This is a genomic window from Lysobacter silvisoli (assembly GCF_003382365.1).
GTDB classification, from domain to species: Bacteria; Pseudomonadota; Gammaproteobacteria; order Xanthomonadales; family Xanthomonadaceae; genus Lysobacter; species Lysobacter silvisoli.
Genome location: NZ_QTSU01000005.1, coordinates 45,383 through 59,451, shown reverse-complemented (window position 1 = coordinate 59,451; position 14,069 = coordinate 45,383). Strand labels below are relative to the sequence as shown.

Here is a 14,069-nt window from a genome sequence, read left to right as displayed (position 1 = left end):
ACCTTAGCTCAGACGCGGACATCGCGCCGATGGTTGCGCGAGTGGTGGGGAGGGCGTGGTCGCGGCTTACGCCGCTCCTACCCCAAAGCGCAGCCGACACGTGGGGTGAGTGTTTCGGCGCTCGGGACCATCGCGGCTTACGCCGCTCCTACCCCAAGGCCCAGTGTGGGCTGCTTTGGGGTAGGAGCGACGTGAGCCGCGACCGTGTACTGAGTGGCGATGGTGTCGGCGGCCGGGTTGGCCATCCGGCTCAAAACGCCTTGTCCGGGTCCTTGATGAACGTGCCCGCGAACTCCACGCGTATCCCCTTGATCGCCGCTTTCAGCTGGGTCAGATCCACCGTGTCCTTGTCGCCGGCTTCGACCTTGGGCGATGACAGCACCCAGTCCGTATACAGCGTCGGCTCCGAATACGAGGTACGGAAATCCTCGGCGATGGCCGCGCGCACGCGGATGCAGTCGCCGGGTTGGTCGGGCGGGGTGCCGGCCAGGTCGTAGCGGAAGGTCAGGTTGACCGGCACGCCGTGGAAGTGGAATTCCTTCATCTGCCCCTGCACCAGGCGACGGTCGTCGTAAGCGCCGTTGGTGCGCACGGTGAATTCGACTTCGCCCTGCTTGGGGCGCTGGCCTTCGGCCCATTCCACCCACACGTAGATTTCGTTCACGCGCACGCGGCTGATGCGGCCCCAATTGGCCATGGGGCCGTAGGTGGGGGTGAAGCGAAGATCGACGCGCTCGCCCTTGAGCAGGGCCTGGCAGGCATGCGCGGGCAGGGCGTATTTCTGCCGGGTGTAGGGCTGGGGCGGTGGATTGAAGCTTTCCAACGCGCGCGCCTGCAGTTTCTTCAAGTCGGCCAGCGCGACCAGGTCGCCGGCCAGGTCGGCGATGCCGCGGTGGTTGTCGCGCGCGGGCAGCACGTCGCTGAGCGCCCAATAGCGGTAGGCGGCGTCGAACTGGGTCAGCGCCACCAACATGGAGCGCTGCACGGCGCGGTAGTTGCCCCACAGCACCACCATGGCCTGGCCGGACAGGGTCTGTTCCTTCTTCAGCGCGTCGATCTCGCGCGCCACCGCGTCGTGCTGGCGGCGGGCGATTTCGGTCTGCAGCTTGGACCGCGCGATCTCCTGCACCAGCGGCGGCAGCGCGGCCTGCGCGGTGGTGAGCGCGCGGCCGTAGATCACCAGGATCTTGAGTTCCTTCAGATACTCCTCGGCACCGCCCACGCCTTCCTGGATGGCCGGGGCCAGCTGGGTTTCGATTTCCACCCACATCTGGTCCCAGTGCGCGGCGGCCGAGGGCGCGCCCTTGGCGTCTTCGGACAAGGTTTCGCGGGTGATCGCCGACAGGTCGTCGGCGAATTTCTTGGCGTTGTCGATCTTGTCCACGGCCGCGACGATGGCCATGCACATCTTCACGATCTTCTCGATCGCCTGGCCCACTTTCACCAGCACCTTCATGATCTCGGCCAGCTTGGCCGCGGTGCTGGCCACATCGGCGGCGGCCTTGGCCGCGCCGGCCGCGCCGGCCGCGTTGCCGCCGAACATCGAGGCCACGCCCGAGACGAAGGAGAACACCGCGCCGACGATCGCCAGCGCCGCCTCGCGTTCCTTCGCCGCCTTCCAGGCGTCCATGCCGCGCTTGAACTCGGCCTCGGCGCGCCGGACGTTGCTGCTTTGCGGTTCGATGCAGTCCTGCGCGCGTTTGACGTTGGCCGTGGCCAGCCGCAGGTTCTCGGCCAGCTGCTGGCCCACCAGTTTCTGGAAGGCGTTGGCGTCGTCTTTCTCGCCCAGCACCTGTTTGGCCGCCTGCTTGCGCGCGGCCAGGTCGTAACTGCGGTCGCTCAGGCGGGCGAAGGTGCCCGCGTAGGCCTGCAGGGCGGGCACGTGCTCCTTGGCCAGGTCGCCGTAGAACGAGGCGCTGAGGTAGGGCACCTGGTTGGGGTCGAAGGACACCGGACGCAGCAGTTCCTGCGCGCTGCGGCAGCCCAGGGCGACGTCCTGCCAGGCGGCCACGTCCGGCGTCAGCGCGATCAGGCCCTCCATGCGCGAGAGCAGTTCCAGCGATTGCTCGCCCTTGCCTTCCATGCCCAACGCCTGCGCGGCGAACAGCATGCGTTCCAGCAGGGCTTTGCACGCCGGCAGCGGCAGCGCCGACAGGTCGATGGCTTCCTCGAAGAACGGCAGCGGCTTTTTTTCGTCCAAGGGATAGGTGCTGACTTTGACCTGCCTGGGCACCAGCGGATTGGGCAGGTCGGTCTTGCCGCGCACTTCGTGCTGGCCCCACTGCGGGTCGTTCCAGCGCATCCAGCGTTCCACGCTGCGCTTGAGCGTGGCCGGGCTCAGGTAGCCGACGTAGAAGCCCAGGCGGAAGACGACTTCCCAGCCGCGCTTTTCCAGCAGCAGTTGCGCACCGGCTTCCAGGCGCCGCGCCATCACCACGATGTGCTCGTACTCGTGACACAGGATGGGGGCGTCGGCCGCGTGCTGGGCGGTGACGGTGTCGGCGAAGATCAGCAGGCGGTCTTCGTTCTCGCGCTCGGTCTTGATCCGGCCGGGGCGTTGTATCGCATCGGCCAGGTCCAGGCGCATGCCCACCACCAGCCACCAGTTGCCGGCGCGGCTGACCCGCACCAGGGGGCCGGCGTGGTAGGGGTTGTCGATGATGGCGTCCCAATCGGGATCGGCCCCGGCGCTGGGGGCAGTGGGTAGCGTGGTCATGCAGCCTCCGGTGGTATCCGCAAGAACATCCGTGTTGCGGCGGGGGAGGCCAGGCCACGGGTTCCGGGACGTGGGCCGCAAGTGGGGCGAGTATACGCGCGCGGCGCCGGCCGGCACTTTCGAGGCTGCGCTACCGTCGGCGCGCGGCTTGCGGTAGCGTGGCCGCTCGCAGTTCCAACCGCATTCCACAGGGGGAGTCGCATGGACGCTTACGGCAATCTGACCAGCGTGGAAGAGTTCTTCAACAACCGGGTGCGTTTCGTCTCTTACCTGGACCCGGACGTGGCGATGGGCTATTTCCCGCCCGATGCCGACACCAACGGCGCGCATTGCGCGCGCGTGCACCGCTTGTCGGCAGGTAATCCGAATCAGACGGTGTGGACGTCCAGCCCGGCCTCGCCCGAGAGCTTCAGCCTGTCGCCGGACTGGGCGCAGTACCTGACCTGGCAATGCGGCGCGGGCGGCGTGCTGTTGACCCAACCCATGGCCGACCCGGGCGACGGCAGCCTGGTGTTCGCGCCGGCGTTCAAGGTGGATTTCCTGCAGGGCGACTGCTGGTTCGCCTTGAACGATTTCGACCGCGACCAGGTGGTGGACATCAGCGAATCCGGCACCGCCGAGGGCAACGCGATCATCGCGTTCCCGTGGAACGGCGGGGCGAACCAGATCTGGCGTGCGCAGGCGGTGTAGGGCCCGCGGTCAGACGGTGAGGAAGTCCAGCACCGTGGCCAGGAAGTCGTCGTGGAACTCCACGTTCGCCAGGTGCACGCCCGGCAATAGCTTGAACTTCGCGCCGGGAACGCTGGCCGCGATCCGTTCGCCATCGGCCGCCGTGCTGACCGGGTCGTGCTGGCCGGCGATCACCAGGGTGGGGTTGGGGATCAGGGCGAGGGTGCGGCGCAGGTCGCCGTCGCGCACGGCGGCGTAGTTGCCGGCCAGGCCGTGGCGGTCGGTGGCCAGCAGCATGGCGCGGTAGCGCTGCACCTGCGGTCCGTTGGCCTGCAGCATGTCCGCCGGGAACCAATTGCGCAGGAACAGCTCGGCGGTCTCGCGCATGTCCGGCGCTTGCAGCACCGAGGCTATGCGCGCGGCCCACGGCGCGGCCGGGCCCCAGTAAGCGGCGGTGTTGCTCAGGATCAGGCGGTCGATGCGCTCGGGCGCGTGCACGCCCAGCCACTGGCCGGTGAAGCCGCCCAGCGACAGGCCCAGGAAATGCGCGCGCTGGATATCCAGCGCATCCATCAGTTCCAGCACGTCGCGGCCCAGACGGTCCAGCGAGTAGGCGCCGGGCGCCACATCGGAATCGCCATGGCCGCGGGTGTCGTAGCGCAGCACACGGAAGCGCCGGGACAGTGCGGGGACTTCGTCGTCCCACATGTGCAGGGTGGTACCGATGGAGTTGGACAGTACCAACACCGGCAGGCTGGGGTCGCCGTCGAAACGGTAGGCGATGCGGGTGCCGTCGGCGACGGCGACGGACGGGGTCTGGTTCATGTCGGCTGCTCCGTAAGGTGGGCGGGCGTTGCGTCCGCCATGGGAGCAGGCTAGTTGCGGGCCGGTCCAAACGATATTACAAAGTTCGCAAACACTCTGTAAGAAATGCGGACATGTCCGAGTTCACCTTGCACGACCTGCAATGCTTCGACGCGGTGGTCCGCGCCGGCGGCTTCCAGGCCGCGGCCACGGCGCTGCATCGCTCGCATCCGGCGGTGTTCGCGGCGGTGGCCAAGCTGGAGCGGCAACTGGGCTTGAAGCTGCTGGACCGCGGCGGTTACCGCGTGCGGCCGACCGAGGCGGGGCTGTCCTTCCACCGCCGTGCGCAGGGTCTGCTGCAGGAGCTGGACGGGCTGCGCGCGCATGCCGCGCAGCTGGCGGCGGGCGAGGAAGGCGAGTTGCACGTGGTCATCGGCGATCTGTGCCCGGTCCCGCAGGCGCTTGGGTTGCTGGGACGCTTCTTCGCCCAGTGCCCGGGCACGCGCCTGCATCTGCATTTCGAGGCGGTGACCGGCCCCTGGGAGCGGTTGTTCGACGGCGACGCCGACCTGATCCTGCACCGCATCGACAAGACCGATCCGCGCGTGGAATGGCTGGACCTGGGGCCGGTGGCGCTGGTGCCGGTGGTGGCGCCGTACCTGTTGCCCACACCGCTGCCGCGCACGCTCACGCCCGAGCGCATGCGCGGTTACACCCAATGCGTGATGCGCGACACCGCGCACCGCCCGCCGGCGCAGGCGCACTTCGTGATCGAGGGCGCGCCGCAGTGCACGGTCGGGGATCAGCTGATGAAGAAGGAAGTGATCCTGCAGGGCATGGGCTGGGGGCACCTGCCCAAATTTCTGATCGAGGACGAACTGCGCGATGGGCGCTTGCTGTCCATCGCCGGCCGGCATTTTCCCGGCGGGACCGAAGACCTGGTGGCGGCGCGACGCCGCGATCGGCCGCAAGGGCCGGTGGCGCAGCGGCTGTGGCAGTACCTGGAGGAGCAGGCGCCGGATTGGCGCAGCGCGATGGCCCCCCGCAGGCGCACGGCCGGGTGCGGCAAATCGGATGGGCGTCGGCCCCCGTCGCGTAAACTGTGAGCATGCCTACCTACATCGCCCTGCTCCGTGCCGTGAACGTTGGCGGCACAGGCAAATTGCCCATGGCGGAACTGCGCGCCCTGTGCGAAGCCATCGGTTTCCAGGACGTGCGCACCTACATCGCCAGCGGCAATGTGCTGTTCCGCAGCGGCAAGAGCGCCGCCCAGGTCAAATCGGCCTTGGAAAAGCGGTTGGCCGAGTACGCCGGCAAGCCGGTGGGCGCGATCGTGCGCGACGGCGCCGATCTGGCGCGGGTGCTGGCGGGCAATCCATTCCCGCAAGGCGCGCCCAATCGCGTGGTCACCATTTTTCTGGATGCCCCGCCGCCGGCCGATACGGTGGCCAAGGCCAAGCACTTGCGCGACGAACAGATCGTGTTGGGCGAGCGCGAAATCTACGTGCATTACGGCGACGGCATGGCCGATTCCAAACTGATCCTGCCGGCCGCGGCCAACGGCACCGCGCGCAATATGAACACCGTGGCCAAACTGATCGAATTGGCGGGCGCCGGTTGAGCCGGTCGTGCACCGCAGCGTTGCATGGACGTCGGCTCGGTCGTCTTGACCTCAAGTGCGCTTGAGGCCGTAGCCTGGCATCGGTCTCCACGAACACCGCCGCCATGCCGCCGCAACTGCACGACCTGGACCTGTACCTGCGCCGCCTGGGCTACGACGCCCCGCCGCCGCCTACCCTGGACGCGCTGCGCGAACTGCAGCTGCGTCACGTATCGACCTTCGCCTTCGAAACGCTGGCCGCCCTGACGCATGCGCCGGTGGCGATCGACCTGCCGTCGCTGCAACGTAAGCTGCTGCACGACGGTCGTGGCGGCTACTGCTACGAGCTCAACCGCCTGTTCCTGGCCCTGCTGCAGGCCCTGGGCTACGACGCGCGCGGCCTGACCGGCCGGGTGGTGATGGGCGGAGCCGAGGACGCGCTGCCGGCGCGCACGCATCTGTTCGTGCAGGCGACGGTGGAAGGCGTGCCCTATCTGGCCGACGTGGGTTTCGGCAGCATGGTGCCCACCGGCCCGCTGCGCCTGGACAGCGAGCAAGCGCAGTCCACGCCGCACGAGGACTACCGCATCAGCCGCCGCGACGACGGCTACATCCTGCGAGCCCGTGTCGGCGAGGAATGGCGCGGCCTGTATGTGTTCGACCTGCAGCCCACCGCCGAGATCGACTACGTGGTGGGCAACTGGTACGTCTCCACCCACCCCGAATCCCCGTTCCGCGGCCAGCTCTACGCCGCGCGCATGGGCCCGGGCCTGCGCAAGACCCTGCGCAACGGCAGCTACGCGGTGCATCGCCTGGGCGCGCCGAGCGAGCGGTGGGAGCTGGAAAGCGCGGACGCGGTGCTGGCGGTGTTGCGCGACGAGCTGGGGATCACGCTGCCGGACGATCCCAAGGTGTATGCCGCGATTGCGAAAAAGCTGGCGGCGGCCCCAGGCCGCACGGGCTAACGACGATTGCGGTTCCTCGGTGAGGCGCGGACTGTCGAAATCCACCCTCTGCGTTCGTCGCTCCCCTACACCCCCACGGAGCGAACGCCATGCGCAAGATCATCGCCGCCCTGCAAGTTTCGCTGGACGGCCTCATCGAGGGCCCGCAAGGGGAGCTGGACTGGGTGGATTCGTGGGAGGACCGGTTCGACGTCTGCGGCCAGGTCGATGCCTGCCTGCTCGGCGGCGGGATGTATCCGGGCTATGAGGCCTATTGGAGCGCCGTCCAGGCCGACCCAACGGGCGTGCTGGAGTTCACCGGCCGGCCGCCGACCGTGCAGGAGGTCGCCTACGCGCGGTTTGCAGCCGCGACCGAGCATGTCGTGCTTACCCGCCGCCTCAACCAGGCGGCCTGGCCGCAGACGCGCATCGTGCGCGACATCGCCGACATCGGTGCGCTCAAGTCGCGCTCTGGGCGCGACATGCACGCGGTGGGCGGCGCGGCTTTCGTCGCCAGTCTGATCAACGCCGATCTGGTCGACGAGCTGCGTGTGATCGTGAACCCGATCCTGTTGGGACCCGGCAAACGCCTGTTCGGCGACGTAACCGCGCGTCATGCGTTGCGTCTGCTGGGCGCGCAGCGGCTGGGAAGCGGTGCGGTGCGGATGGATTACGCCCTGCGCTAACGCCCTTCCCCGCTATTCGGTCATAGGTTCGCAGATCGCGCAGGCGTAGCCCTCGGAATCCTTGAGCTTGGCCAGAACGATGGTCTTGCGGATGTAGGCCTGCCGTTCGCGCATGAGGGCATCGCGCGGCGCGCCGTAGTCCGCGGCCAGGTCGTAGAGGGCGGCGGCGTTCTCCAGCGGGCCGCCGGCCAGGTTCAGTGTGGCCCAGTCCGAGAGCAGGTTGGCCACGACCGGGTCGGGCGCAGGAACGAATTGGGTGCGCTCGCGCAGCTGGTAGCTCAGCGATCGATCCAGCATCCAAGGCTTGAGCGGTTGTCCGTCGTTGCCGGGTGGCAGGGACGTGGGCAGTGCCGGCACGGTCTTGGCTTCGAAGCGCAGGCCTGCGATGGAATGGCGCTGCAGGTAGGCCGGGTCGCGCGCTGCGGCGATCTTGGCTTCGAGGATGCGTGCGTGCAGCCATTCCGAGCGCAGGTGTTCGTCGACATTGCGCTGGATGCCCAGGCGGATCCAGCGCAACGCGACTGAGTCCTGGCCGGCGAGTTCCAGCGCGGTGCCCAGGTTGGCTGCGGTTTCGTGGTGGCCGGGGTAGCGGCGTTCGACGCTCAGGAAGTGGCGGATCGCCAGCGGGTACTGGCCCTGGTAGATCAACAGCACGCCCAGGTTGGTCAGGGATTCGAAGCTGGGCTGCTTGCGTGCTTCGGCGATCGTGGTCTTCGCGCGCTCCAGGGCGTGGCGGCGGCCGGAGCGTTCGCGCATGGGCTCGGTGACGCCTTCGCCCAGGTACCACAGGCTGTCGAAGCGCCGGCCGTTGCGATCGGTACCGACTTCGTTGATGCAGGCGTGCGCGCCGGCGGCGAACAGCAGCAAAGCGGTTGCGAGCAGCGCTTTCATTCGGTCGGCTCCCCTGGAAGGCGGTCGTCGTGACGCCCGTGGGCAGCATAAGGCAGCGGACGGTCGTGGCGCTGCCAAAAGAAAAGCCCCGCGGTAGCGGGGCTCTCGAATTGCGCTGTTGGACCGATCAGTGATGCAGCAGCACGTCGGCGATGATGCCCGTGGCCACGGCGATCAGGATCAAGCGGCCGTCGTCCATGCGCACCCAGCGGTGGCCGCGCGGCGGCGGGGCGACGTGGTAACGCGGGTAGTCGTCGATGTAGTAGCGCGGCTGCATGTAGACCACGTCGATGCGCTGGCCGCGGCGGTAGTCCTTGTGCCAGCCGCGGTGGCGGCCCGGCGGGTGGTTGCGGCCGTCGTAGCTGTAGTAGTAGCGGCTGTCGTAGCGGTCGTAACCGCGGTAGTCGCGGCGGTCGTGGTCGCGATCGCGGTCGCCGCGGTAGCGGTGATCGTCGCGATAGTCGCGGCCGTGGCCGCGGCCCCGGTCGTCGTCGCGGTGGTGGCGGTCGTGGCCGCGGCCTTTGTCGCGGTCGTAGGCCAGGGCCGGGGCGGACAGGGTGACGAAGGTGAGCGCGGCAGCCAGCAGTAGGCGTTTCATAAAAGCTCTCCGGTGACGCCGGGTGGTCCCCGGCTTGTCGTATGCGTGTGGCCGCATCATCGACGAAACGCGGCGCGCGTCGAGGGGGTCGGGCGCGCCGCGTTTAACCAGGCTTTACACCTTGCTAGCGCGCCGTTCAGCGCGCCTGTGACGGTAATCGCTTACAGGAACATGCCGCCCGAGGCCTCGATGCGCTGGGCGTTGATCCAGCGGCTGTCGGCCGACAGCAGCGCGGCGAACGCGCCGCCGATATCGTCCGGCAGGCCGACCCGGCCCAGCGCGGTCTGCGCGGCGATGTAGGCGTTGAGCTCGTGGTTGTCGCGCACGGCGCCGCCGCCGAAGTCGGTCTCGATAGCGCCCGGCGCGAGCGTGTTCACCGCGATGCCGCGCGCGCCCAGTTCCTTGGCCATATAGCGGGTCAGCACTTCCACGCCGCCCTTCATGGCCGCGTAGGCGGCATAGCCGGGCAGGGCGAAGCGGGCCAGGCCGCTGGACACGTTGACGATGCGGCCGCCGTCGGCGATCAGCGGCAGCAGCGCCTGGGTCAGGAAGAACGGGCCCTTGAGGTGCACGTTCATCAGCTGGTCGAACTGCTCCGGCGTGGTCTCGGCGAAGGCGGCGTGCACGCCCATGCCGGCGTTGTTGACCAAGTGGTCGAAGCGCTCGCGCTGCCAGTGCGTGGCCAGGGCCTGGCGGACCTGTTCGACGAAGGCGGGAAAGCCGGCGCTGTCGCCCACGTCCAGCGGCAGGGCCACGGCGCGGCGGCCCAGGGCCTGGATGTCGGCGACCACGGCTTCGGCTTCGGCGCGCTGGCTGCGGTAGGTCAGGATCGCGTCGCTGCCGTGCTCGGCCAGGCGCAGCGCGGCGCTGCGGCCCAGGCCGCGGCTGCCGCCGGTGATCAGGGCGATGGGGGTGGTCATGGTGGGGCGCTCCTTGATGGGGTGGCGCCACTTTATTGGCGGGTTGAATGGTGATAAATCTGCGCAATTCGATTTATTTGTTCGCAAATCGCGAACAATTGCCGGAGAGCGCGCCATGAACCAGATCGAGGCGATGCAGGTCTTCGTCCGCGTCGCCGAACTGACCAGCTTCACCCGCGCCGCCGACAGCCTGGCCCTGCCCAAGGCCAGCGCCTCCACGGCGGTGCAGCAGTTGGAGAACCTGCTGGGCGCGCGGCTGCTGCACCGGACCACGCGCAAGGTCCAGCTCACCCAGGACGGGCAGGTGTTCTACGAACGCTGCAAGGACCTGCTGGCCGACCTGGACGAAGTGCAGGGCCTGTTCCGGCAGGCGCCGCAGGCATTGCGCGGCCGCCTGCGCGTGGACATGCCCAGCAGCATCGCGCGCGACCGGGTGCTGCCGGCGCTGCCTGCGTTTCTGGCCGAGCATCCGCAACTGGAGCTGGAACTGAGCAGCACCGACCGCCGCGTGGACCTGGTGCGCGAGGGTTTCGACTGCGTGCTGCGCGTGGGCGCGCTGGGCGACAGCAGCCTGGTCGCGCGGCCGCTGGGCCAGCTGCGTACGGTCAACTGCGCCAGCCCCGATTACCTGCGGCGTTACGGCACGCCGCGCACGCTGGAAGATCTGGACGCGCATCGCCTGGTCCATTACGTGACCAACCTGGGCGCGCGCCCTGACGGCTGGGAGTATTGGGACGGCAGCGCCTACCGCGTGCGGCCCATGGCCGGCGCGCTCACGGTCAACAGCATCGAGGCTTACCAAGGCGCCTGCCTGGCCGGGTTGGGCCTGATCCAGGCGCCGGTGGTGGGCCTGCAGCAGCACCTGGACGACGGCCGGCTGGTGGAAGTGCTGCCGCAGTGGCCGGCCGAGCCCATGCCGGTGACCCTGCTCTACGCCCACCGCCGCCATCTGCCGCAACGGGTGCAGGTGTTCATGCACTGGCTGGCCGAGCGCCTGCAGCCTTACCTGGACCCACCCGGCTGAAGGCCGCAAGAATATTTTTTGCCGGTCGTGTCGATTCGGCGCCCCTGCCTTCGTCGCCCCTTATGAGCAGGCCGGAAAGCACCCTACGAAGGCCCGCCGAACCTTTCCTACCCAAACAGGACTACCGACATGACCACCAAGATCTTCGTCAACCTGCCCGTGCAGAGCCTGGAGCGTTCCGTCGCTTTCTATACCCAGCTGGGCTACACCTTCAATCAGAAGTTCACCGACGAGAACGCCACCTGCATGGTCGTTTCCGACGACATCTACGTGATGCTGCTGGTGAAGCCGTTCTTCCAGACCTTCATCGACAAGCCCATCGCCGACACCCACAAGTCCGTGTCGGCCATCATCAGCATCAACGCCGAGGACCGCGCCGCGGTCGACGTGCTGGTCGACAAGGCCGTGGCCGCCGGCGCCAAGTCGCCGGAAGCCAAGGACTACGGCTTCATGTACCAGCGCGGCTACGAAGACCCGGACGGCCACCAGTGGGAAGTGTTCTACATGGACGAGAACGCCGATCCGAACGCGATTCAGGCCGGCTGATCGCAACGTTATTAGCCGCTGGCTACAGGCCGCCCCGAGCGATCGGGGCGGCCTGCGCGTTTCTGAGCCGAGCGCGGCGAAAGATCACACTCACGGCACATACGCGCACCAGCGCCGCCCGGCATGATCGGCCGATCTGATAGCGGGAGTGAGGCGATGGCAGGGATCGGTGCTGCGCTGCGTAGTGGCTTGAGGTTTTCGGCCGGGGCCGCGCTTGGACTATGGCTGGCAGTAGCGCCGGCAACGGCGGGCGGTTTGCAGTCGGCGCATTCGACGTCATCCGACGGCACGAAAATCCACTACGTCGACAACCGCCGCGCCGATGCGCCGGTGCTGGTGTTCGTGCCCGGCTGGGGCATGGACCATACGATCTGGGAAGCGCAGCTGGCCGCCTTCGCCGACGGCTACCGGGTGATCGCTATCGACCCGCGCTCGCAGGGCGCCTCGGACCTGGCCGGCGGCGGCAATACGCCGGAGGTGCGGGCGGGCGACATCGAAACGCTGCTGGCCTCGCAGCGCATCGAGCGCGCGGTGTTGATCGGCTGGTCGCAGGGTGTGCAGGACAGCATGGCTTACGTGGAGCGCTATGGCACCACACGCCTGGCCGGCGTGGTGCTGGTGGACGCGGCGGTGTCCAAGGGCGCGGCCTCGGCGCAGACCGACCCCAAGGCGGCGGCGCAGTTGCTGCAGCGCATGGCGATCTATGCGGCGCATCCACGTGAATACCTGCAGGGCATGATGGGCGCGATCTTCGCCCGCCCGCTGCCGCCGCCGGTGCTGCAGCGCCGCGTGGACATCGCCTTGCGTACGCCCACGTCCACCGGCGTGGCGATGCTGGTCGCGGACCTGTACGGCGCCGACCGCAGCGGCGCGCTGGCCAAGCTGGATCGCCCGACCTTGATCGTGGCGTCGGCGAAATCCGACGAACTCGCCGCGCAGCGCGCGGCTGCGCAGCAGGTGCCGGGCGCGGTGCTGGAAGTGATGGACGAGGCCGGCCACGGCGTGTTCGTGGACCGGCCCGAGGCGTTCAATGCGCTGTTGCGGCGGTTCCTGGAGGCGTCGGTCCGCTAACCGGGCGACCGACGCGCACGCGTCGGTCGCGGCTCAGGCGCCGGGGTTCTTGAACTCGCGGTCCACCCAGCGGTTGATCAGCGACTTTTCGTAGCGCAGCGGGTCGGTGTTGCTGAGCACGTTGGCGTTGGTGAGGAAACCCAGGTCGCTGAGCTTGCGTTCGCCTTCGGCGATCACCTGGCCGTCGGCGCCGATGCGCTTGAAGTTCAAGGTGATGCGTGGCGGGTAGATGTCGCGGATGAAGCGGGTGTCGTCGAAGTTCACGCCGCGCCAGGGCTCATAGTTGCCGGCGCGGCGGATGTCGGTGATGTCCACTTCCAGGCGCTCGCCCGCGGGCAGGCGCTTTTGCGCGCGCTGGCGCAGGTGCTGGGCGAGGTCGTAGACCCAGTTGCCGCGCTTGGCTTCGCTGGAGTTGCCGCTGTAGCGGATCTCGGTGAACTGCGCGGGGTTCTGCCAGCTCACGTCCACCGGACCTTGTTCGGGCAGCGCGCGCGGCGCGTCCGGGTCGGTGACGTAGCGGGTCTTGGCGTCGGCGCCGCCGGCCAGGGCGAGGGCGAGCAGGGCGGCGAGCAGGGAAGGACGGAGAGTCATGGGGTGCTCCGTGATGGGGCGCGGTTAGGCGGCACTAAGATTGTCCGCCTGCGCCGCGGCGCCCGCAAATGCCGCGCGCGCCGGTCTTTAGCTCTCGGTCAGCGCGTCGATCAGCGCGCGCGCGGCGGGCGAGAGCTGGCGGTGCGGGGCGTAGATCGCCGAGAACGCGCGGCCGCGTCCGCGCGCCTGCGGCAGCACTTCCACCAGGCGGCCGCTGCGCAGGCGCTGCGCGACGACGAAGTTGTAACTTTGGCAAATGCCCATGCCGTGCTCGGCCAGGGTGACCAGGCCCAGCGGGTCGTCGGACAGGCGCACGCCGCCGGCCGGAATCCAGTCGCGGTCGTGGCCGTCCTCGCGCAGCAGCCAGGGAAACACGCGACCGGTGCTGGGCATCACAAAGGACAGGCAGGCATGCGCGGACAGGTCGGCGATGCGTTGCGGCACGCCGGCGCGCTGCAGGTAATCCGGCGAGGCGACCAGGCACGCCGGCGCGTGCTCGAGTGGGCGCGCGACCAGGCCGCTGTCGGGCAGTTCGCCCAGGCGGATCGCCAGGTCGTAGCCCTCGGCGACCAGGTCGACGTTGCGGTTGGCGATGCTCAGTTCCACGCGCACGCGCGGGTGGCGCTGCGCGAACGCGCGCAAGCGATCGGGCAGGCGGTAGTGGCCGTAGGTGGTGGGCACGCTCAGGCGCACGCTGCCGCTGAGCTCGCCGTCGTGGCCCTGCAACTGGCGCTCGGCGTCGTCGATCAGGGCGAAGGCCGCGCGCGACTGCTCCAGGTACAGGCGCCCGGCATCGGTCAGGCCCAGGCGGCGGGTGGTGCGCCGCAACAGCTGCACGCCCAGCCGGGTTTCCAGGCGCACCACCGCGCGGCTGACGGCCGAGGGCGTGGTGCCCAGGGCCTGGGCGGCAGCGGTCAGCGAACCGCGCTCCACCGCGGTGGCGAAGGCTTCGACGTCGGCGAGGTGGTCGTAGCGGCGGCTCATTTTTGCGTTAAGCGCACAAGTGATT

The 14,069-nt window shown here is 68.7% G+C and carries 15 protein-coding genes; 8 read left to right on the top strand and 7 right to left on the bottom strand.

Annotated elements, in window-relative coordinates; translation table 11 throughout:
- Positions 1–250: 250 nt before the first annotated feature.
- Positions 251–2,716 carry a hypothetical protein gene (locus DX914_RS20310; RefSeq protein WP_158549403.1) on the bottom strand — a complete coding sequence of 822 codons (2,466 nt, stop codon included), beginning with the start codon at positions 2,714–2,716 and terminating at the stop codon, positions 251–253.
- A gap of 201 nt (positions 2,717–2,917) precedes the next feature.
- On the opposite strand from DX914_RS20310, the gene DX914_RS19070 reads away from it, so the two are divergent.
- Positions 2,918–3,406: a hypothetical protein gene (locus DX914_RS19070; RefSeq protein WP_115861814.1), complete on the top strand. Its 489-nt coding sequence runs from the start codon at positions 2,918–2,920 to the stop codon at positions 3,404–3,406.
- 9 nt (positions 3,407–3,415) lie between these two features.
- Here the strand turns inward: DX914_RS19070 and DX914_RS19065 are convergent, their stop codons facing one another.
- Positions 3,416–4,210, bottom strand: coding sequence for an alpha/beta fold hydrolase (locus DX914_RS19065; protein WP_115861812.1), 795 nt, complete (start codon positions 4,208–4,210; stop codon positions 3,416–3,418).
- Between the two features lie 113 nt (positions 4,211–4,323).
- Between DX914_RS19065 and DX914_RS19060 the strand changes: the two genes are divergently transcribed.
- The 4 genes from DX914_RS19060 to DX914_RS19045 all read left to right on the top strand — a co-directional run bounded on the left by DX914_RS19060 (position 4,324) and on the right by DX914_RS19045 (position 7,419).
- Positions 4,324–5,295 (top strand): LysR family transcriptional regulator, encoded by a 972-nt coding sequence (locus DX914_RS19060; protein WP_115861810.1) that lies wholly within the window; start codon positions 4,324–4,326, stop codon positions 5,293–5,295.
- Positions 5,296–5,297: 2 nt separating this feature from the next.
- On the top strand, positions 5,298–5,810 hold the full coding sequence (locus DX914_RS19055) for a DUF1697 domain-containing protein (protein WP_115861808.1): 513 nt from the start codon (positions 5,298–5,300) through the stop codon (positions 5,808–5,810).
- Positions 5,811–5,914: 104 nt separating this feature from the next.
- Positions 5,915–6,754 carry an arylamine N-acetyltransferase family protein gene (locus DX914_RS19050; protein WP_115861806.1) on the top strand — a complete coding sequence of 280 codons (840 nt, stop codon included), beginning with the start codon at positions 5,915–5,917 and terminating at the stop codon, positions 6,752–6,754.
- A gap of 89 nt (positions 6,755–6,843) precedes the next feature.
- Positions 6,844–7,419 (top strand): dihydrofolate reductase family protein, encoded by a 576-nt coding sequence (locus DX914_RS19045; protein ID WP_115861804.1) that lies wholly within the window; start codon positions 6,844–6,846, stop codon positions 7,417–7,419.
- Between the two features lie 12 nt (positions 7,420–7,431).
- Here DX914_RS19045 and DX914_RS19040 read toward each other — a convergent pair whose 3' ends face one another.
- The 3 genes from DX914_RS19040 to DX914_RS19030 form a co-directional block, all read right to left on the bottom strand.
- Entirely contained in the window at positions 7,432–8,310 is an 879-nt protein-coding gene (locus tag DX914_RS19040) for a tetratricopeptide repeat protein (protein ID WP_115861802.1), read from the bottom strand.
- A gap of 127 nt (positions 8,311–8,437) precedes the next feature.
- Positions 8,438–8,908 carry an RcnB family protein gene (locus DX914_RS19035; protein ID WP_115861800.1) on the bottom strand — a complete coding sequence of 157 codons (471 nt, stop codon included), beginning with the start codon at positions 8,906–8,908 and terminating at the stop codon, positions 8,438–8,440.
- A gap of 161 nt (positions 8,909–9,069) precedes the next feature.
- Positions 9,070–9,828, bottom strand: coding sequence for an SDR family NAD(P)-dependent oxidoreductase (locus tag DX914_RS19030; protein WP_115861798.1), 759 nt, complete (start codon positions 9,826–9,828; stop codon positions 9,070–9,072).
- A gap of 115 nt (positions 9,829–9,943) precedes the next feature.
- Here DX914_RS19030 and DX914_RS19025 point away from each other — a divergent pair, with 115 nt between their 5' ends.
- The 3 genes from DX914_RS19025 (at position 9,944) to DX914_RS19015 (ending at position 12,469) form a co-directional block, all read left to right on the top strand.
- Positions 9,944–10,852 (top strand): LysR substrate-binding domain-containing protein, encoded by a 909-nt coding sequence (locus tag DX914_RS19025; protein WP_115861796.1) that lies wholly within the window; start codon positions 9,944–9,946, stop codon positions 10,850–10,852.
- 129 nt (positions 10,853–10,981) lie between these two features.
- Positions 10,982–11,398 (top strand): VOC family protein, encoded by a 417-nt coding sequence (locus tag DX914_RS19020; RefSeq protein ID WP_115861794.1) that lies wholly within the window; start codon positions 10,982–10,984, stop codon positions 11,396–11,398.
- A 255-nt stretch (positions 11,399–11,653) separates the two neighbouring features.
- Complete coding sequence (locus DX914_RS19015; protein WP_158549401.1) at positions 11,654–12,469, top strand: alpha/beta fold hydrolase; 816 nt, start codon at positions 11,654–11,656, stop codon at positions 12,467–12,469.
- A 33-nt stretch (positions 12,470–12,502) separates the two neighbouring features.
- Here the strand turns inward: DX914_RS19015 and DX914_RS19010 are convergent, their stop codons facing one another.
- Positions 12,503–13,060 (bottom strand): DUF3016 domain-containing protein, encoded by a 558-nt coding sequence (locus DX914_RS19010; RefSeq protein ID WP_115861790.1) that lies wholly within the window; start codon positions 13,058–13,060, stop codon positions 12,503–12,505.
- A gap of 87 nt (positions 13,061–13,147) precedes the next feature.
- The gene (locus DX914_RS19005; protein WP_115861788.1) at positions 13,148–14,044 is read right to left on the bottom strand and encodes a LysR family transcriptional regulator; all 897 of its coding nucleotides are present in this window, start codon (positions 14,042–14,044) and stop codon (positions 13,148–13,150) included.
- Between the last annotated feature and the right edge of the window lie 25 nt (positions 14,045–14,069).

Coding starts and splice junctions, on each gene's coding strand:
- DX914_RS19040 (WP_115861802.1), bottom strand. CDS start 8,310: ATGAAAGCGCTGCTCGCAACCGCTTTGCTGCTGTTCGCCGCCGGCGCG.
- DX914_RS19055 (WP_115861808.1), top strand. CDS start 5,298: ATGCCTACCTACATCGCCCTGCTCCGTGCCGTGAACGTTGGCGGCACA.
- DX914_RS19050 (WP_115861806.1), top strand. CDS start 5,915: ATGCCGCCGCAACTGCACGACCTGGACCTGTACCTGCGCCGCCTGGGC.
- DX914_RS19065 (WP_115861812.1), bottom strand. CDS start 4,210: ATGAACCAGACCCCGTCCGTCGCCGTCGCCGACGGCACCCGCATCGCC.
- DX914_RS19020 (WP_115861794.1), top strand. CDS start 10,982: ATGACCACCAAGATCTTCGTCAACCTGCCCGTGCAGAGCCTGGAGCGT.
- DX914_RS19035 (WP_115861800.1), bottom strand. CDS start 8,908: ATGAAACGCCTACTGCTGGCTGCCGCGCTCACCTTCGTCACCCTGTCC.
- DX914_RS19045 (WP_115861804.1), top strand. CDS start 6,844: ATGCGCAAGATCATCGCCGCCCTGCAAGTTTCGCTGGACGGCCTCATC.
- DX914_RS20310 (WP_158549403.1), bottom strand. CDS start 2,716: ATGACCACGCTACCCACTGCCCCCAGCGCCGGGGCCGATCCCGATTGG.
- DX914_RS19025 (WP_115861796.1), top strand. CDS start 9,944: ATGAACCAGATCGAGGCGATGCAGGTCTTCGTCCGCGTCGCCGAACTG.
- DX914_RS19010 (WP_115861790.1), bottom strand. CDS start 13,060: ATGACTCTCCGTCCTTCCCTGCTCGCCGCCCTGCTCGCCCTCGCCCTG.
- DX914_RS19060 (WP_115861810.1), top strand. CDS start 4,324: ATGTCCGAGTTCACCTTGCACGACCTGCAATGCTTCGACGCGGTGGTC.
- DX914_RS19070 (WP_115861814.1), top strand. CDS start 2,918: ATGGACGCTTACGGCAATCTGACCAGCGTGGAAGAGTTCTTCAACAAC.
- DX914_RS19030 (WP_115861798.1), bottom strand. CDS start 9,828: ATGACCACCCCCATCGCCCTGATCACCGGCGGCAGCCGCGGCCTGGGC.
- DX914_RS19005 (WP_115861788.1), bottom strand. CDS start 14,044: ATGAGCCGCCGCTACGACCACCTCGCCGACGTCGAAGCCTTCGCCACC.